This window comes from Streptomyces sp. NPDC006476 (assembly GCF_040612015.1).
In the GTDB taxonomy this organism is placed as follows: domain Bacteria; phylum Actinomycetota; class Actinomycetes; order Streptomycetales; family Streptomycetaceae; genus Streptomyces; species Streptomyces griseorubiginosus_B.
This window is the reverse complement of record NZ_JBEXPK010000006.1, coordinates 189,569-207,030: the sequence shown is the minus strand read 5'-3', so window position 1 is coordinate 207,030 and position 17,462 is coordinate 189,569. Positions and strand designations below refer to the sequence as shown.

The window sequence follows — 17,462 nt, the reverse complement described above, 5'->3', positions numbered from 1 at the left end:
AGACGTACGGCATTCACAGCGACGGTCAGGCCACCGTGTTCAGCAGGTCGGCCACTACGTCCGGGCGTTCCAGAGCGATGAAGTGGCCTGCCTTCGGCACCTGGATGAAGTCGGCGGCCGGCAGCAGCTGTCGGTTTGCCTCGCGGTCCGAGGGGCGGGACCAGTCCTTCTCGCCGTAGACGAAGTGCACGGGCGCCTTGACCCCGGGGTAGCGCGAGCGGGCCGCGATGAGGCTGGGCAGGGCCTCGTACACGCCCCGGGCGACGGTGGGGTAGCCGGGGCGGCGGCCCACCTGGAGGAGTTCGTCCACGTAGTCCCCCCGCAGTGCGCTCTTGTCGCCGAGGCCCCCTTGGAGGATGGCGCGCAGGGCAGGCTTGGGTTCCACCCCGGCGATCACCGGGCCCACTCCGGGTGTGAGGACGCCGCTGACCACGACGCGGGCGAGGAGGCTCGAGCGGGCGATTCCGCCGCGGAAGTCGTAGGTGTTCACGGCGACGACGCGGCGCACCCGCTCCGGCAGATCGGCCGCGGTGGTCAGGGCGAGCACCGCACCCATGGACTCTCCCACCAACGTCACGTCGTGCAGGTCGAGTTCGGTCAGGAGCCGCTCGACGCCCGCGCGCATGGCCGGCTCGTCGTACGACGCTCCGGGCACGACCTCGGAGTAGCCCATGCCCGGCAGGTCCAGGGCGTGGACGGTGTACCGGTCCGCGATCAGTGGGATGAGGTGGCGGAAATGCTCGGCCTGCGTGCGCACGGTGTGCAGCAGGACCAACGGGGCACCGCTGCCCGCCTTGAGGTAGCGCAGGGTTCCCTCGCCGCCGCGCCCCGCGCGCGGAGCGATGGTGTGGCTCGTGGTCCCCGGGATCTGGATCGAGGGACGTGACTCGTGGACGGCCATCTCGCGGACTCCTTGTGGCGGGAAACCGATCAGTTCCAAGAAGGTAAACCGATCGGTTTCCGTGCGCAAGTCCAGCAGGGTGCTCTGGTATCGCCGGAGCGTGCCGCACTTGCGCCGAGGAAACCGATCTGTTTACCTGAGCGGAAACCGATCGGTTTCCGACCCGCGGGTCGGCCATCAGCCAGCAACCAAGGGGAACAGTGAGTACCACCTACGACCGCGGGGCACCCGCCTCCGGGACATCAGACTCGGGCCGGCGCGGCTCACATGCCGTGCGCTGGTGGGTGCTTGTCGTGCTGGGCACGGCGCAGCTCATGGTCACGCTCGACGCGACCGTCGTGAACATCGCGCTGCCCGCGGCGCAACATGACCTCGGCTTCAGCGACGGCAGCCGGCAGTGGGTCATCACGGGCTACGCCCTGGCCTTTGGCAGCCTGCTGCTGATCGGCGGCCGACTCGGTGATCTGCTCGGCCGACGGACCACCTTCGTGACCGGCCTGATCGGTTTCGCGGGCGCATCCGTCCTGGGCGGTGCGGCCGGCAACTTCGGCATCCTCGTCACGGCACGGGTGGCCCAGGGACTCTTCGCCGCGTTGCTCGCGCCCGCGGCACTCTCGCTGCTCAGCGTGACCTTCACCGACCCGGCCGAGCGGCCGAAGGCCTTCGGCATCTTCAGCGCGCTGGCCGGTGCCGGCGGCGCGGTGGGGCTGCTGCTCGGCGGCATGCTCACCGAATGGGCGTCGTGGCGCTGGGTCATGTACGTCAACGTCGCCTTCGCGGCGATCGCACTGGTCGGCGCGGTGCTGCTGCTGGCCAAGCCCGCGGTGACCGAGCGGCCCAGACTCGACATTCCCGGCACCGCCGCCGTGAGCGCGGCCCTGTTCGCCATCGTCTACGGCTTCGCACACGTCGAATCCACGAGCTGGACCAACCCGGTCACCCTCGGCTCCATGATCACCGGTGGGGTGCTGCTCGCGGTGTTCGTGTGGCTGGAGTCCCGGGTCGCCCATCCGCTGCTGCCGCTGCGGCTCGTGCTGGACCGGACCCGCGGTGGTTCGTTCCTGGCGGTGTTCGTCATCGGCATGGGGATGTTCTCGATCTTCCTGTTCCTGACCTATTACCTCGAGGCCGGCATCGGCTACTCGCCGATCAAGACCGGTCTGGCATTCCTGCCGATGGTCGCGAGCATCGTCGCCGCCTCGACCACGGCGCCTTCACTGCTGCTGCCCCGGGTCGGTCCGAAGATCGTGATCAGCGCGAGCTTCCTGGTCGCCGCATCCGGTATGGCCCTGCTGACCCGGCTCGCACTGGACAGCACCTACGTCGCCCACATCATGCCCGGCATGGTCCTGCTGGGGCTCGGCCTGGGCGGAGTGATGACCACCGCGTTCCAGGGCGCGACCGCGGGCATCCACCACGAGGACTCGGGCGTCGCCTCGGCGCTGATCAACACCGGCCAGCAGGTGGGCGGTTCGATCAGCACGGCACTGCTGACCACCGTCGCCTCATCGGCCACGGCCGACTACCTGTCCTCGCACAAGCCGGGCGCACTGACCGTGGCCCGGGCCGGGGTCGAGGGCTATACGGCCACCCTGGCCTGGGGCGCCGGGTTCTTCGTGATCGGTGCTGTCCTTGCAGCCCTCCTGATACCGAGTGCGCCGCTGGCGCCGTCGGAGGGCGAACCGGTGGTCGCCCACTGAGCCCGGATCCGCAGGTGAGACATGCCCTGTGCTGATGGGTGCCGCGCTCCCAAGGCACCCATCAGCAAGGCGTAAACCGATCGGTTTTCAATGGGGCGGAATCGAGTTAACCTCGCACCATGACCACCGAGGCGAAGTCAAGCTCCCGAGAGCGGCTGCTGGAGGCAGCAGCCAGGCTCACCTACCGAGACGGCGTCAACATCGGCGTCGACGCGCTGTGCAAGGCGGCGGGCGTGTCGAAGCGCTCCATGTACCAGCTGTTCGAGAGCAAGGACGAGCTCCTGACGGCGAGCCTGGAGGAAAGGGCCGCCTCCTACGTGGCGACGCTCCTTCCCGCGGCGGACGACGACCGTCCACCCCGCGAGCGGATCCTGCACGTCTTCGAACAGGCGGAATCACAGGCAGGCGCACCCGACTTCCGGGGCTGCCGGTACCTCGCCGTGCAGATCGAGCTCAAGGACCAGAGCCACCCCGCGAGCCGGGTGGCCCACCGGGTCAAGGAGAACCTGACCTCCTTCTTCCGCACCGAGGCCGAACGGGGCGGGGCGAGCGATCCGGACCTGCTGGCCCGGCAGCTCAGCCTGGTCTTCGACGGTGCCAGCGCCCGTGCGGGAATCAGGGCCGACACCGCGGCAGGGCTCGTCGTCCCCACGGTGACCACGCTGCTCGATGCGGCAGGCATGCGCTGACGCGGACGCCCGGCCGGTGCACGACCTCCGGAGCCCGCCGAGCCTGCCCCTCCCGAGAGGCAAGGAGACCCACGTAGGGCTTGCACGCGAAAACCGATCAGTTTACGTTGAGTGAAACCGAACGGTTTCCCACCGTGGGGCGGGGACTCGACCTCGCGACGAGATGCACGAGGAGCGTCGGATGACGACCACCGCGCACGATGCCGAGGGACAGTCGGCGCAGCCGAGGCTTCCGGCGAAGCTGGCCGCCCACCCATCGGTGCGGGCCGTACTCACCCGGCGCGCAGCCGGTGACGCGGACGGCCCGCCGCGGGTGATCGACGCGGCCTGGCTGCGCGCGCTGTGCCTGGCGGCCGGCGCGGACGACGCCGCCGCGGTCAGTCTGGACCACCCGGACCTGGCCGGAGAGCGCGAGCACGTACAGGCCGCGCTGCCCGGCACCCGCAGCCTGATCGCGATGGCGGTCCGGATGAACCGCGACAACTGCCGCTCCCCGGCGCGCAGCGTGGCCAACCAGGAGTTCCACCAGACCGACGAACAGGCCAACCACGCCGCCCGCAGCGTCACTCGGGCCCTCCAGGACGCCGGTTACCGCGCACTCAACCCCTCCGTCGGCTTCCCGCAGGAAATGGACCGCTTTCCTCGTGAGCGGATCTGGGTGGTGGCGCACAAGACGGTCGCGGTGGCCGCCGGACTCGGCGTGATGGGCCTGCACCGCAACGTCATCCACCCGACGTTCGGCAGCTTCGTGTTGCTGGTCACCGTCCTGGTCGACGCCGAGGTGAGCGAGTACGGCCACGCACTGGACTACAACCCCTGTATCGACTGCAAGTTGTGCGTCGCCGCCTGCCCGGTCGGTGCGATCGCCAAGGACGGCGCCTTCGACGCACTGGCCTGCACCACGCACAACTACCGCGAGTTCATGAGCGGTTTCACCGACTGGGCGCAGACCCTGGCCGACAGCGAGGACGCCGCCGACTACCGCTCCCGCGTCACCGATTCCGAGAACGCCTCCCTGTGGCAGAGCCTGTCCTCACCACCCGGCTACAAGTCCGGCTACTGCCTGGCCGTCTGCCCCGCCGGCGAGGACGTCCTCGGCCCCTACCTGGACGACCGCAAGGCCTTCATGGACACGGTGCTGCGCCCGCTCCAGGACAAGAAGGAAACCCTGTACGTCCTGCCGGGCTCCCCCGCGCAGGAGTACGCCCGGCGCCGCTTCCCCCACAAGCCGGTCAAGGAAGTCACCGGCGGCTGGCAGCCCCCGGCGAAACGCGCGGTGTCCACCGACCGGGACACACGTACGTGACCACCCTGCTGGACGCGGAAGTCATGGGCCGCCGAGTCCCCCGCCCAGAACACTCGCGGTCCCGTCGACAGCGGTACCCGGGGCCGTGTGCACGAGCGAGTATCGTCCGCACATGGACACCACGGCTCAACCCCGCGTCCTCGTCATCGGCCTTGATCCCTACCGCGTGCCGGGGCCGTGGGATCCCGAACCAGTGGCCAAGGCGATCGAAGTGGGACTGGCCAAGTTCGCCGAACACGGCGTGGGCGTGGAGACCTGCCTGGTCGGCCTGGACGGAAGTGACGACGTGACCGCGGTCGTCGAGAACGCGCTGCGAGCCCGTCGGTGGGAGTGCGTCGTCATCGGCGGTGGCCTCCGGCACTCGGACGATCAGGCCGAACTCCTCGAGCAGGTGATCAACCTGGTCAGGCGGCACGCACCCGACGCGGCCATCGCCTTCAACAGCACCCCGGCCACCACTTACGAGGCCGCCGCCCGTTGGATCGGGTGACGGCATCACCTCCGGCGATCACCGCTGGGCCTTGCGGGCCAGTCCCGCCGCGATGAGGTGTTCCCAGACCGTGAGCTCGCGTTGGCCGTCACCGTTCCACGGGCTGTCGTTCTCGTCGGGTCGCCACAGGGACGCGGGGACGATGCCGGGGTCGAGGATCTCCAGGCCGTCCAGCAGAGCTGCGATCTCCTCGTCGGTGCGCCAGCGGCCCCGGCCGAACGTCTGCTGGAGGACCTTCTCGGCCTCCACCGTCTCCGCGTTGTTGCCGGAGCGGAAGTGGCTGACGAAGAAGTAGCTTCCCGAGGGCACCTGTTCGCGCCAGTAGCGGACGATGCCGGCCGGGTCCTCGTCGTCGTTGACGTGGTGGAGGATGGCGCTGAGGATGACCGCGACGGGCTGGTTGAAGTCGATCAGTTCCAGGGTGTCGGGGTGGGTGCGGATACCTTCGGGGTCGCGCACGTCGACCGCGACGACGCGGGTCCGTTCGTTGTTCTCCAGCAGTGCGCGACCGTGGACGAGCACCTGGGGGTCGATGTCGACGTACACGACCCGGGACTCGGGCGCGTTGCGCTGCGCGACCTGGTGGACGTTGTCGGCGGTCGGCAGACCACTGCCCAGGTCGATGAACTGCCGTACGTCCGTGGTCCTCGCGATCTCCCTGACCGCCCGGGTCAGGGCCGCGCGGTTGGCGAAGGCGATGGCCACCGAGCCGGGCAGGTCGCGCTTGAACACGTCGCCGATCTCCCGGTCCACGGCGTAGTTGTCCTTGCCGCCCAACAGGTAGTCGTAGACGCGGGCGATGCTGGGCTTGGTCGGGTCGATGGAGGAGCCTTCGTGGGTCATGACGGCCATTCTTCCCGCAACTTCGCCTGCTCACAGCCGTTTTGCTGCGAACTACTCGGCCCGCTGCTCGGGGCGCCGTGCGGTGACGAACCGGCGCTGGTAGGCCGCGGGGCTGATGGACATCTCCCGCGCGAAGACCCGGCGAAGGCTTTCGTAGCTCGGGAAGCCGGCCAGGGATGCCGCCTGGGTCGCGGTGTGCCCCTGGACGAGCAGTGCCTTCGCGATGCCGAACCGGATCGACTCGACGTACCGCGCCGGGGTGGTGTCGAGCTCCTCACGGAACAGCCTCGTTAGGTGGCGCGTACTGACATTCAGACGGGCGGCGAGTTCGGCGAGGGAGTAGTGGCCGGCCGGATCCGCCGTGACCATGTCCACCACCCTGCGCAGAGCGGGCGAGCGGGGCGGAGAACCCTGCAGGGGCGCGGAGAACTGGGACTGGCCTCCCGGCCGTTGCAGGTAGACCACCAGGGAACGGGCCACCGCACGGCTGACGTCCGGGCCGTGGTCCTCCTCGACCAGGGCCAGGGCGAGGTCGATGCCCGCGGTGACACCCGCGGAGGTGTACACCGTGCCGTCGCGCACGTAGATCGCGTCGGGTTCGACCCGGGCCTGCGGACACCGGACGGCGAGTTCACCGGCGATCTTCCAGTGGGTGGTCGCCCGCCGGCCGTCCAGAAGTCCGCTCGCGCCGAGCACGAAGGCACCGGAGCACACGGAGGCGAGGCGGCCGGAACGGGCCGCCAGGTCCCTGGTCGCATCGACCAGATCGCGTGTGACCGGCGTCCGGGGATAGACGTCTCCGCCCGGTCCAGGAACGTGTCGGGGTCCGGTTGCGTGACGGCGGCGCCGTCGACGGTGATCCTCATCCCGATCGAGGAGGTGACGTCGGAGCCCGTCGTCGACACCAGGAAGGTCCGGTAGTCGGCACCGAGCAGATTCGCTTCACCGAACACCTCGGCGGGGCCGACGACGTCGAGCAGTTTCACGCCGTCGTAGACGAGGATCGCCACCCGATGCGTGCCGGAGCTCACCGGCCCATCCTGGGATGACCTGATTCGAGTGGTTCATGGCCGGACCGAGGCGGCGCGGGGGGCCAGGGGGTCGGCACCGTGAAGAACGGACGCACGGTCCACTCGGAGCACATCGCACAGGAAAGCACGGACACCATGACCGACATCATCGCAGGGGTGGAAATCCCCGAGACCTCCGCCGTCGCGGAGGCCACGGATTTTCTGCGCGAGAAGACGAATCCCCTGATCTTCCACCACTCTCGGCGTGTATTCCTCTTCGGTTCCCTCCACGCGCGTGAGCTGGACCTCCGGCCCGACCCCGAGTTGCTCTACATCTCGGCGATGTTCCATGACGCGGGCCTTCTGATTCCGTTCTCGGACAAAGAGCAGCGTTTCGAGCTCGACGGCGCCGACCACGCGCGGAGGTTTCTGAGCGATCGCGGCTTCTCGCAGAGTGCCGCCGAGGTGGTCTGGACGGCGATCGCCCTGCACACGACACCCGGGATTCCCGGTCGGATGGGCCCCGAGACGGCTGCCACCAACTACGGCGTGCTGACCGACGCGATCGGCTGGGGGCTGGACCGGCTGGCAGAGGACGAGGTGGAGGAAATCGTCGCTGCTCATCCGCGTGGTGAATTCAAGAAGGAGTTTCTGCAGGCTTTCGTCGACGGCCTCAAACACCGCCCGGACACCACGTACGGCACGGTCAACGCGGATGTCCTGGAGCATTTCGTTCCCGGATTCCGCCGTACGTCCATGGTCGAGCGCATCATGGACGCGCCCTGGCCGCACTGACCCTGCCCTTTCCACCTCCCGTTTCCCGTCCCGCACCACGAAAGGAATGCTCGTGCGAGCCATCACCGTCCAAAACCGCGAAGCCGGGGTCACAGGGCTGACCCTGGCGGACCTTCCCCACCCTCACGCGGCCGAGAACGACGTCATCGTGCTCGTGCACGCCGCGGGCTTCACCCGGGGAGAACTCGACTGGCCGGCGACCTGGACCGACCGGGCCGGCCGCGACCGCACCCCGAGCGTGCCCGGACACGAGGTCTCGGGGGTGGTGACGGATCTCGGATACGGAACGACCGGCCTCACCGTCGGTCAGCGCGTCTTCGGGCTCACCGACTGGGCCCGCAACGGATCGCTCGCCGAGTACGTCGCCGTGGAAGCCCGCAATCTCGCCCCGCTGCCAGCCGACGTCGACCATACGGTGGCGGCCGCCCTGCCGATCTCCGGACTGACCGCCTGGCAGGGTCTGTTCACCCACGCGCGTGTCGTCGCCGGCCAGACCGTGCTGATCCACGGCGCCGCCGGAGCTGTCGGCTCGATCGCCGTCCAGCTCGCCCGCGAAGTGGGAGCCCGCGTGGTCGGCACGGGCCGCGCCGCCGACCGGGAAACGGTGCTCGACCTGGGCGCGCACGCGTTTCTCGACCTGGGGACCGACCAGTGGCAGGACGCCGGGCAGGTCGACGTCGTGTTCGACGTGATCGGCGGCGCCGTCCTGGACCGCTCGGCTCGGCTGGTGCGCCCCGGCGGCACGCTGGTCACCATCGCCCATCCGCCCACCGTGCGGCCGGACGACGGGCGGGCCGTCTTCTTCGTCGTGGAACCGGACCGCGGCCTCCTCGCCGAGCTTGCCGAGCGGCTGCGCGACGGCCGGCTCCGGGTGCGGGTGGGCGCGGTTCGGCCGCTGGCCGAGGCAGCCGCCGCGTTCACCCCGCACCAACGCGTCCCGGGCCGCACCATCATCCGGATCGCTGAGGACTGAGGACGCCAGGGCACCCCGGCCGGACGAGGGCGGAAGTGGTGCTGGTCACAATTCAACTATTCCCACGTTCGGTCGGGTTAGGAATCCGAGAGCGGGGCAGGCGCGTGACGAGTGGCACGGCGACCGCACCTCCCCCCTGGTGACGGAGCCGGTCACCTCACGCGCGGTTTCGCGGCACTCCCCCCCCGCCGCGGAAACCGCGCGCCGGAGGTCCTTGCGGCACACGGCACGAGAGGCTCCCCCACCTCTACTCCAGCCGCAAGGACCTCCCACCGCGCCCGGTCCGGACATCCAACTGGCGCCCGGGGTCCACGGGTCAGCGATTGACGGACCGCATCCCCGCCTCGTCGTACCGCTCTCCCGCCGCCTCGGGCAGCTCCGCCTCGATACGAGCCAGGTCGTCCTTGGTCAGGGCGATGTCGACCGCGGCGGCGTTCTGCTCCAGGTAGGTGCGCCGCTTGGTGCCCGGGATCGGCACCAGGTCCTCACCCTGGGCCAGTACCCAGGCGATGGCGAGCTGGGCCGGTGTGACGTCCTTCTCGGCGGCGATCTCCTTCACCTTGGCCGCCAGCCGGAGGTTGGCCTCCAGGTTGGCGTCCTGGAAGCGGGGGTTCTGGCGACGCCAGTCGTTCACGTCCAGATCGTCCGGCGAGGTGAACCGCCCGGCGAGGAACCCGCGTCCGAGCGGCGAGTACGGTACGAAGCCGATGCCCAGCTCGCGGCAGGCGGGCAGCACCTCGGCCTCCACGTCTCGCGACCACAGCGAGTACTCGCTCTGCACGGCGGTGACCGGGTGCACGGCGTGGGCCCGCCGGATGGTCTGCGCGCTCGCCTCGCTCAGCCCGATGAAGCGCACCTTGCCCTCGGCCACCAGTTCGCCGAGCGCGCCGACCGTCTCCTCGATGGGCACGTTCGGGTCGACCCGGTGCTGGTAGTACAGGTCGATGTGGTCGGTCCCGAGCCGCTTCAGTGAGCCGTGGACCGAACTGCGGACGTGCTCGGCCGAGCCGTCCTGCGGCCCGACCGTGCTGATGTCGCCCGGTACGGCGTCGTCCATGCGGTAGTTGAACTTCGTCGCCAGCACGTACTCGTCACGGTGCCCCCGGATGGCCTCGCCGACCAGGGACTCGTTGGTGAGCGGTCCGTACATCTGCGCCGTGTCGAGGAAGGTCACCCCCAGATCGAGGGCCCGTCGGATGGTCGCGATCCCCTCCTCCTGGTCGGTGGACCCGTAGAAGGCGGACATGCCCATGCATCCCAGGCCGATGGCCGATACCCGCAACTCCCGCAGACTGCGCTTCTGCATGCTGTGGTCCAGCCTTTCCTGCACTCGTTCGAGCGTGGTTCAAAGGACACGAGAAGGCGCCCCGGTGAGACAACCCGCCGGCACCGGCCTCGTGCGCCGCTGTGTCTTCGACGCTACGACTTGGAGCGCACTCCAGGGCAAGTCCGCCGGGGATGGTCCTGCCATATGCGCCTCGAATCCCCCAGCGGGTACGGCACGTCGCTGGGCGGCGCGTCCCAGACCCGGGTGGTGGGGCTGTCGGGGGTGAAGCGGGGCCAACCCGGATCGCCGGTGGCGGCGAAGGACGTCCACGCCGTGCGGATGCGTTCGGACAGTACCGCGCATTCGGTGGGCGGCGGGGAGCCCAGCAGGCGGGCCGCCGGGCGGGTCGCCGTCGTACCGAAGACGAACGGGATGTCGACCCCGTGGGCGGCCCCCAGGGTGGGCCCCTGCCAGGCGAAGTCGTAGAGCCAGGTTCGCCCGCCGCTGCGTGCGTGGGCCTCGGCCACCCATGTGGTGGGCATCCTGACGAGGGCGTCGGAGAGCATCACCGTGAACAGGTCCGGATCACTCAGGTGGGGATGGGCCCGGCGGTAGTCGTCGGCCGACTGCTTCTCCAGCCCGATCGCCTCCGCCACGACCGCCAGGTCGACGTCCGGCGGGGGCGGCGCGCCCTGACCCCGGAATTCCTCGTGGGTGAAACCGCAGACGAGCTCCACGTCCTGGCCCGCGCCCTCCCGCAGCGCCGCCCATACGGGCCCGGTCACGAGGTCACCGTCGACGACCGGCGCGAACGCGGTCAGCCCGTCCCGCTCGCGCAACGGCTCGTCCTGGACGGCCAGGACGGTCTCGGGTGGCGCGGCGGCGAAAGCCTCTCGGGTGGCCGGGATGCCTGCGGCCCGAGCGATCGTCGTGGTGACCGCTTCGGCCTCGGCGACGGTACGGACACCGGCGGGGATGCTCTGGGCGATCGCCCGCCGGAACAGGCCCCGCGCGGCCGGGGCGCCCATGAGCAGGGCGATGGAGGCCGCACCGGCGGACTGGCCGAAGAGCGTGACGTTGGCGGCATCACCCCCGAACGCGGCGATGTTCTGCGCCACCCATTCCAGGGCCGCGATCTGGTCACGCAGCCCCCGGTTGTCCTCGGTGCCGGGCAGGTGCCCGAAACCCTCGAAGCCGACACGGTAGTTGAAGGTCACGACCACGACACCGGAGGCGGCCAGGGTGGCGCCGTCGTAGTGGGGCATGCTCGCCGCGCCGTGCTTCCACAGACCGCCGTAGATCCACACCATGACCGGCAGCCCGGCGGAGCAGGGGGCGGGCGTCCACACGTTCACCGTCAGGCAGTCCAGGCCGTCACCGGGCCGCCACATCGACGGAGCGCGAGGGGTCGGCGCCACTTGTGGAGGCGCGGCACCGAACGCGACGGCGTCCCTCACCCCGTCCCAGTGAGGTGCGGGCACCGGGGACCGGAATCGCAGGGGTCCTTCGGGCGCGGCGGCGAAGGGCACGCCGAGGAAACGTGTGATCCCGTCCTGGACCGCTCCCCTGACCTTGCCGGCCGCGGTCACCCCGACCGGCCCCGCCGAACGCTCCATCACAACGCCTCCCGTGACCCCGCGGGCAACGGAGGCGATTGTACGGAGCGATGCCGCCGACTCGGTCGGCGTGCAACCCCCGTGCTCCCCCAGCGGTGTTACTGGATGGAGTTCGTGTGCTCCATCGACCTGCGCGCGAACAGTGGAAGGAAACGGGGTAACGGGGTGTGCGCGATGACTGGCGCCTGGACGCCTGCCGCGTCCGGAAGAGGAACGGCCCGGGGTTCGCACCGGGACGCGGACGACAGCACGGACGCGGATCACGGGAAGGACCTGCCCGAGGACGGCCCGGACGACTTCGAGACCTACGCGGCCGCCCGCTGGCCCCGGTTGCTGCGTACCGCCTATCTCCTGACCAACGGTGACCACCACGAGGCGGAGGACCTGGTCCAGGTCACCCTCGCCAAGGTCTATCTGCGCTGGCATCACATACGCACCCTGGACGCACCCGACCAGTACGTCCGGCGCGCACTGATCAACAACAACAACACCCGGCACCGCAAACGGCGCGTCGTACAGCTGCTGACTCCCCACCTGCCCGAGCAGCGGACCCCGGCGGACGGCGCCGGCGGCCAGGACAGCTACGACACCCGCAGCGAGCTCCTCACCGCGCTCGCCACGCTCCCGCCCCGTCAACGGGCCGTCGTCGTGCTGCGCTACTGGGAATGCCTCAGCGAACAGGAGACGGCGCAGGTCCTCGGCTGCTCCGTCGGCAACGTCAAGAGCCAGGCCAGCCGCGCGCTGAAGAAGCTCCGTGACTGCTCGGCGCTGTCGGACTACGCCGCCGCGGCACAACGGTGAGAGGGAACGGCACAGACATGAAGACCGACTTGTCACCGCAGCCGCCGGTGCCGGAGCTGTGGCAGGCACTGGACGAAGCCACACGAGAATGCGCCGGCACCGCGTTCCCGCGGGAGCGGATCGTCCGGCGCGGAGAGACTCTCAGACGACGGCGACGGCTGACCGTGGTCACCCTCAGCGCGCTGCTGCTGGTTCCGCTGGGCATCGGAATCGCCTCGCTGCCGGCATCCTCCGGCTCGGACGCCGTCACCGGTGACGCGGTGCAGCCGCACGAGTCCGCGAGCAGCGGCCCGGGCGTGCGCGTCGTACGACCCGGAGAGCGGATCGAGGCGGGACTGGGCGTGTGGTACATGCTGAAACCGCGCGAGATGTGCGACGCCCGCGCAGGCGACGAGAAACCCGACTGCGTCGGTCCGCTCGACGTGGAACAGCCGGACGCGGTACCGATCACCCACGACTGGTACCCCCTCGAGCGGGGGGTGGTGCACATCCTCGCCTACACCGGGAAGAAACCCGCGGCCCGGATCACGATGACGGAGAGCGGCCGGACCACCGACCTCCCCATCGTGCGGCTGGCCGGACGTCCCGCCTACGTCACGGCGTACGCCGTCAGCGCACCTCAGCACGGCAGCACCGGGGCCGTTCAGCTCACCGGCGGCCCCACCTTCCGTGTCCTCGACGCCGCCGGCACGGAACTGGCGAGATGGGACCGATGAGCGGCGTACCGCGTGACCGGCGACGGGTGCCTGCGCCGACTCCTCAGACGGGTGTCGACGCCGACGGCGTGAACGGTGCCCCGTGCCCCGGCACGATCAGCGCCGGGCCGAGGGCGAGGACCTTCTCCCTGGCAGCCCGCAACTGCTCGCGGTCCGGGGCGAAGGGATCGTCCGCCGGCCCCTCGGCGGTCCACCACAGATGGGTCAGGACCACGAGGCCCTCGTCGGTCGTGACGACGGTGCTGATGTCCTGCGGGGTGTGTCCGGGCGTCGTCATGAGCTTGATCGACGGGGAGAGGTGGTAACCGTCCGCGTCCCGGTCCTCCCAGATGTCGTCGCGGTAGATGGCCATGTGGTCGTGGAAGCGGGCTGCCGGAAACAGGGCGGCGTTCAGCGTGTGGTCCGGGTGGTGGTGGCTGAAGACGACGTCGGTGACGTCCTCGGGGCTCAGTCCGTGGTCCCTCAGCGGATCCAGGATGAGCCGGCGGTCGGCGACCATGCCGGGATCGACGACCACGACGGTCGCGCCGTCGACGAGCAGGCTGACCGTGCCGGCCACGCGCGTGTCGGCGTATCCGGTGGTCAGTAGTCGGAAGGCTGCGGGCATGAGGCGCTCCTCGGAGAATGGGCCTGACAGGCAGTATGCAGCCGCGATTGCTGCAGGGAAGGAACGCTCGACCGCCGCCCAGCACCCGGACCGGAACCAGAGGTTCCGCACGAGGCGGCGCCGCAGTCAACCAAGGGCACTGGCCACTCGTCCCCCTTGATGGACCCGTATCACGCATCGCCTCGACCAACCCCCCACCACCATGAAATGAGGCCTGCATGCTCCGCATCCACTTCACGTCCCTCGACTTACAGAGCATCCGCGTGGCCCGTCGCCCCGATCCGCTGTGGGAACTCGTCTGCGCCGCCTGCCGACTGGTCACCCAACAGGGGCCGCTCGAGTTCGGCGCGTGGCGCCGCGGTGTCCTGCAGCGGACGGCCCGCGATCCGGAGGCGCGCCGCGCCCTGCATCTGCTGGGGACGCTCGTCCCGCCCGTCGGCTACATCCCCGACTTCCTCACCCCGTCCGTCTCGGACGAGGGTCTGCCCGCAGCTCTGGAACAGGTGCGGGCCACACCCCGCGCCCGGCTCCAACAGGAGCTGGCCATTCTCGCCGGGGCCCGCCCGCTTCCGGCGTGGACCGCGACGCTCGGCAGGCCGGGAGACCGAGGCATGGGTTCCCTGGTCAAGGCGTTGGAGGTCTCTTCCAAGGCCCTGCTCGAACCGCGGTGGGGCCTGGTTCGCCGAGCCGTGCACGCCGAGGTCGATCTGCGGGCCCGTACCCTCCTCGACGGCGGAGTCCGTGCTCTGTTGGAGAGTCTGCGGCCGTTCGCCCGGTGGAACCCACCGGTTCTGGAGGTTGACTATCCCGCCGACCGGGACCTGCATCTGGACGGCCGGGGTCTGCTGCTGCTCCCTTCCTACTTCTGCTGGCGCAGGCCCACCGCGCTCGCCGATCCGACGCTCGGCCCGCTGCTCGTCCTTCCGCTCACCGCCCGGCCGTTCGACACGGTCGCCCTCAACGGTGGCGGTCTGGAGCGCCTGTTGGGTCGTACCCGGGCCTCCGTGCTGGCCCAGGTGGCACGCGGCCGCACCCGCACAACCTCCGAGGTGGCGGAAGCGGTGGGCATCGCCCTCCCCAGCGCCAGCTACCAGCTCGCCGTCCTGCGGGACGGAGGACTGGTGGCGAGCCAACGGGAGGGCCAGTTCGTACGGCATTCCGCGACGGCCATGGGCCACCAACTGCTGGACACGGACGCACGCTCGTTGACGGGAACGGATCCGGCCCACCCCTGACGGGCGCGGAAAACACCGGCCTTTCGGGGGTTGCGTTCCGCCGTGATCCGGCAGCGAACACCGGCAAGTGATTCGCCAGGGTCCGCCACCCCTTCCGCCAGGTGGAAATATCTACCAGCATGAATATGCCGGGCCTGGCCGTCCCGGCTGTGTGGGAGGAGTCTGTCCGCTTGCGCGGGCAACGGGAAGCCGGAGGACACCATGCAGACCGCCATGCGGCAGGCCACCGAGTGGCTCGCGGCCGCTGCGAACGATCCACGCGAGTGCAAGCGGCAGTGGCACAGCGAGTCGGGTATCGCGGTGCTCGCGTGCGGCCGGTTCTGGGACGTGCTCAGCGTGCCCGAGGAACTGGCCATGCCCGCCCTGGACGCCCTGCTGGGCATCCCGCAGCCACCCGGTCCCGCGCTCGCGGACGTGTGTGCCCGCCGGGTGGCGTTCTTCCTGCCGCCCGATCCCACGGGCCGCTGGATCGGTTCGGGCATCCGCTACTCGGGCAAGGGAGCGTGGGTGGCGGTCCCGGCGCCGTACCGTGCCGTCGGACGTCTGCGCTGGGTGATTCCGCCGAACGGGAGCGGCGCACTGTTCGTGCCGGCCGCCGTGGAACTGGCCCTGCAGCTGGCCCTGGGCCGGCTCTCCTCGCAGGCCCGGTGGCGACGACGGTGCCCCACGTGCGGGGCGACGACCCCCGACGGCCTTTTTTCGGCCGTCGACGGGACCGTCGGTCATCCGCGGAGCACCACGCCGGACGCCGCGAGGCCGTGAACGCACCGCTGTGAGGCTGCGTCAGCGTGCGGGCATCTGATCAGCGGGCTGCTCCGCTCGCAGTTCGGCGTCGCGTTCCCAGCGCGCCGCACGCACCGGGCCCGATTGGTGCGCCGTGATCGCGGGAGTGATGGCCGTGAGCAGCGTCCACTGGGGATCACGAGCCCCGGGTACCGTGCGGTCGCGAGCCCGCCACTCCCTGATCAGCGCGGCGTAGATGGGCGGATCCTCCTGCGGCGCCGCGAGGCAGGTGCCGTACGACGTCTGCTGTTCCTCGTCCTCCGGGACGAGGAGCCCGGTGCTCACGGTGCGGTCCATGCTGGAGGCAACGCGCCCGCGTACGCAGGTGGTACGTCTTCGCTCCGCTATGGCCCCATCGGATGAGGCCGGGTCCTTCGATAGGGGCGATGTACTTGTCCGACGAGATCACCATCAACTCCCGTGGAGCGACTCAACGGCCCCTGTCCGCCCCGCAGTTCGGCCACTCGCTGGCGTGACGGTTTGTCGGCTTGTTCGGTTTCGAGAGGACTGTGGTGGGGCAACACCTAGCGACTAGGGGGAAGCCCATGCGGCAACGCTCACCTCAGACTCTGCAAGTCGCGGTCCTGGTCTCCGCCGCGTTTCTGGAAGTCGCGGCCAACTTCGCCGCGAACGCGGTCCAGTCGCCGGTCGTGCGCTCCCTCGACCGGCTCGCGCCGTTCGTGGTGATCGTCCTGCTGGGTGTGGTCGTCGTGGGCCAGGTGGTGGTCCACCGGCAGACGCATCCCGCCGCGCCGCAGCCGGCCTGGGATCCGCAGGACACCCCCTATCCGGGGCTCGCGGCCTTCGGCCGGTCGGAGGCGGCCGTGTTCTTCGGGCGGGACGAGGAGGTCACGCAGATCGTCCGACGGCTGAACACGTCCGCGCCCGATCCGCAGGAGCGGTTCGTGTGTGTCACGGGGATGTCGGGAAGCGGGAAGAGTTCGCTGGTGCATGCCGGGGTGCTGCCGCGTCTGTTGCGCTCGCGGTGGACCGTCCTGCCGATGATGGTGCCCGGCGCCGAGCCGCTGCAGCACCTCGCCGGCAGTCTCGGGACTCGTACCCCTGGCGGCGTGCTCCCCGGCCGCACGCTGCTGGTGATCGACCAGCTCGAGGAACTGATCACCGACTCCCGGAAGCCGTCGACGCGATCACCTGGTCTCCCGACGGCACCCGGCTCGCCACCAGCTCCGCCGACTGGACCGTACGCGTCTGGGACACCGCCACCGGCACCCTCCTGCACCTCCTCGGGGGCCATGACGCCCGCGTCCGCGGCCTCGCCTGGTCCCCGGACGGCAGCCGCATCGCCACCTGCTCGGACGACCGCACGGTGGGTCTGTGGAATCCGTCGCTCGGCGGGGACAGCAGGGTGATCGGCATCCACCGCGACCGATGCACCTCCGTCGCCTGGCTGCCGGACAGCCGCCGGGCTCCGCCGCCGAGGACCGTACGATCCGGATCTGGGCCGCCGAAAGGGACATCGCCTGCCTCCTGTCGGCCGCTCGTGATCGGATCTTCCGCTCCCTGACACCGGAAGAACGCCGAGCCCACCTGCTCTCCGAACCCACCTCGGCCCTCACGAACGCGGGACTCCCCGCCACGACGACCACGACGTAGCCCACAGGAGACGACCGGGCGTGGCGTGGTCGTCATGTCCCGGGACGGCTGTTGAGAGGGAGCTGACCCCGCCCGACGGCGAACAGTGCGTGGCCGGACGGACCTACCAGGCGCAG

17 protein-coding genes and 3 pseudogenes are annotated in these 17,462 nt (G+C 70.2%); 13 read left to right on the top strand and 7 right to left on the bottom strand.

Annotated elements, in window-relative coordinates:
• Nucleotides 1-25: 25 nt before the first annotated feature.
• A complete protein-coding gene (locus tag ABZZ74_RS09370) occupies nucleotides 26-901 on the bottom strand; it encodes an alpha/beta hydrolase (RefSeq protein WP_356762767.1) in 876 nt (291 codons plus the stop codon).
• A gap of 200 nt (nucleotides 902-1,101) precedes the next feature.
• On the opposite strand from ABZZ74_RS09370, the gene ABZZ74_RS09365 reads away from it, so the two are divergent.
• The 4 genes from ABZZ74_RS09365 (at nucleotide 1,102) to ABZZ74_RS09350 (ending at nucleotide 5,086) form a co-directional block, all read left to right on the top strand.
• Nucleotides 1,102-2,601, top strand: a complete 1,500-nt coding sequence (locus tag ABZZ74_RS09365) for an MFS transporter (protein WP_356762765.1) — start codon at nucleotides 1,102-1,104, stop codon at nucleotides 2,599-2,601.
• Between the two features lie 119 nt (nucleotides 2,602-2,720).
• Complete coding sequence (locus ABZZ74_RS09360; protein WP_356762763.1) at nucleotides 2,721-3,290, top strand: TetR/AcrR family transcriptional regulator; 570 nt, start codon at nucleotides 2,721-2,723, stop codon at nucleotides 3,288-3,290.
• A gap of 181 nt (nucleotides 3,291-3,471) precedes the next feature.
• The gene (locus ABZZ74_RS09355; RefSeq protein ID WP_356762761.1) at nucleotides 3,472-4,596 is read left to right on the top strand and encodes a 4Fe-4S binding protein; all 1,125 of its coding nucleotides are present in this window, start codon (nucleotides 3,472-3,474) and stop codon (nucleotides 4,594-4,596) included.
• A 112-nt stretch (nucleotides 4,597-4,708) separates the two neighbouring features.
• Complete coding sequence (locus tag ABZZ74_RS09350; protein WP_356762759.1) at nucleotides 4,709-5,086, top strand: hypothetical protein; 378 nt, start codon at nucleotides 4,709-4,711, stop codon at nucleotides 5,084-5,086.
• 18 nt (nucleotides 5,087-5,104) lie between these two features.
• Here the strand turns inward: ABZZ74_RS09350 and ABZZ74_RS09345 are convergent, their stop codons facing one another.
• Together ABZZ74_RS09345 and ABZZ74_RS09340 are read right to left on the bottom strand one after the other, a co-directional pair.
• On the bottom strand, nucleotides 5,105-5,929 hold the full coding sequence (locus ABZZ74_RS09345; RefSeq protein ID WP_356762757.1) for an SAM-dependent methyltransferase: 825 nt from the start codon (nucleotides 5,927-5,929) through the stop codon (nucleotides 5,105-5,107).
• 51 nt (nucleotides 5,930-5,980) lie between these two features.
• A pseudogene (locus ABZZ74_RS09340) lies at nucleotides 5,981-6,960 on the bottom strand (DJ-1/PfpI family protein).
• Nucleotides 6,961-7,095: 135 nt separating this feature from the next.
• Between ABZZ74_RS09340 and ABZZ74_RS09335 the strand changes: the two are divergent.
• Both ABZZ74_RS09335 and ABZZ74_RS09330 read left to right on the top strand, forming a co-directional pair.
• Entirely contained in the window at nucleotides 7,096-7,734 is a 639-nt protein-coding gene (locus ABZZ74_RS09335) for an HD domain-containing protein (RefSeq protein WP_356762755.1), read from the top strand.
• A 52-nt stretch (nucleotides 7,735-7,786) separates the two neighbouring features.
• On the top strand, nucleotides 7,787-8,707 hold the full coding sequence (locus ABZZ74_RS09330) for an NADP-dependent oxidoreductase (protein WP_356762753.1): 921 nt from the start codon (nucleotides 7,787-7,789) through the stop codon (nucleotides 8,705-8,707).
• Between the two features lie 316 nt (nucleotides 8,708-9,023).
• Here ABZZ74_RS09330 and ABZZ74_RS09325 read toward each other — a convergent pair whose 3' ends face one another.
• Both ABZZ74_RS09325 and ABZZ74_RS09320 read right to left on the bottom strand, forming a co-directional pair.
• Nucleotides 9,024-10,013 (bottom strand): aldo/keto reductase, encoded by a 990-nt coding sequence (locus tag ABZZ74_RS09325; protein ID WP_356762751.1) that lies wholly within the window; start codon nucleotides 10,011-10,013, stop codon nucleotides 9,024-9,026.
• A 113-nt stretch (nucleotides 10,014-10,126) separates the two neighbouring features.
• Nucleotides 10,127-11,590: a carboxylesterase family protein gene (locus ABZZ74_RS09320; RefSeq protein WP_356762749.1), complete on the bottom strand. Its 1,464-nt coding sequence runs from the start codon at nucleotides 11,588-11,590 to the stop codon at nucleotides 10,127-10,129.
• 174 nt (nucleotides 11,591-11,764) lie between these two features.
• On the opposite strand from ABZZ74_RS09320, the gene ABZZ74_RS09315 reads away from it, so the two are divergent.
• Nucleotides 11,765-12,391, top strand: coding sequence for a SigE family RNA polymerase sigma factor (locus ABZZ74_RS09315; RefSeq protein WP_356762747.1), 627 nt, complete (start codon nucleotides 11,765-11,767; stop codon nucleotides 12,389-12,391).
• Nucleotides 12,392-12,408: 17 nt separating this feature from the next.
• A complete protein-coding gene (locus tag ABZZ74_RS09310; RefSeq protein ID WP_356762745.1) occupies nucleotides 12,409-13,107 on the top strand; it encodes a hypothetical protein in 699 nt (232 codons plus the stop codon).
• Between the two features lie 43 nt (nucleotides 13,108-13,150).
• On the opposite strand, the gene ABZZ74_RS09305 is transcribed toward ABZZ74_RS09310, so the two are convergent.
• Nucleotides 13,151-13,714, bottom strand: coding sequence for an MBL fold metallo-hydrolase (locus ABZZ74_RS09305; protein ID WP_356762743.1), 564 nt, complete (start codon nucleotides 13,712-13,714; stop codon nucleotides 13,151-13,153).
• Nucleotides 13,715-13,932: 218 nt separating this feature from the next.
• On the opposite strand from ABZZ74_RS09305, the gene ABZZ74_RS09300 reads away from it, so the two are divergent.
• Both ABZZ74_RS09300 and ABZZ74_RS09295 read left to right on the top strand, forming a co-directional pair.
• Nucleotides 13,933-14,949, top strand: a complete 1,017-nt coding sequence (locus tag ABZZ74_RS09300; protein WP_356762741.1) for a winged helix-turn-helix domain-containing protein — start codon at nucleotides 13,933-13,935, stop codon at nucleotides 14,947-14,949.
• A 201-nt stretch (nucleotides 14,950-15,150) separates the two neighbouring features.
• Complete coding sequence (locus ABZZ74_RS09295; protein ID WP_356762739.1) at nucleotides 15,151-15,711, top strand: hypothetical protein; 561 nt, start codon at nucleotides 15,151-15,153, stop codon at nucleotides 15,709-15,711.
• Nucleotides 15,712-15,732: 21 nt separating this feature from the next.
• Here the strand turns inward: ABZZ74_RS09295 and ABZZ74_RS09290 are convergent, their stop codons facing one another.
• Nucleotides 15,733-16,017, bottom strand: coding sequence for a hypothetical protein (locus ABZZ74_RS09290; RefSeq protein WP_356762737.1), 285 nt, complete (start codon nucleotides 16,015-16,017; stop codon nucleotides 15,733-15,735).
• A 260-nt stretch (nucleotides 16,018-16,277) separates the two neighbouring features.
• Between ABZZ74_RS09290 and ABZZ74_RS09285 the strand changes: the two are divergent.
• The 3 genes and pseudogenes from ABZZ74_RS09285 to ABZZ74_RS09275 form a co-directional block, all read left to right on the top strand.
• Nucleotides 16,278-16,868, top strand: a pseudogene (locus ABZZ74_RS09285) (ATP-binding protein); the annotation flags it as partial.
• Between the two features lie 11 nt (nucleotides 16,869-16,879).
• Nucleotides 16,880-17,020, top strand: a pseudogene (locus ABZZ74_RS09280) (hypothetical protein); the annotation flags it as partial.
• 101 nt (nucleotides 17,021-17,121) lie between these two features.
• Nucleotides 17,122-17,346 (top strand): hypothetical protein, encoded by a 225-nt coding sequence (locus ABZZ74_RS09275; protein ID WP_356762735.1) that lies wholly within the window; start codon nucleotides 17,122-17,124, stop codon nucleotides 17,344-17,346.
• Nucleotides 17,347-17,462 lie beyond the last annotated feature (116 nt).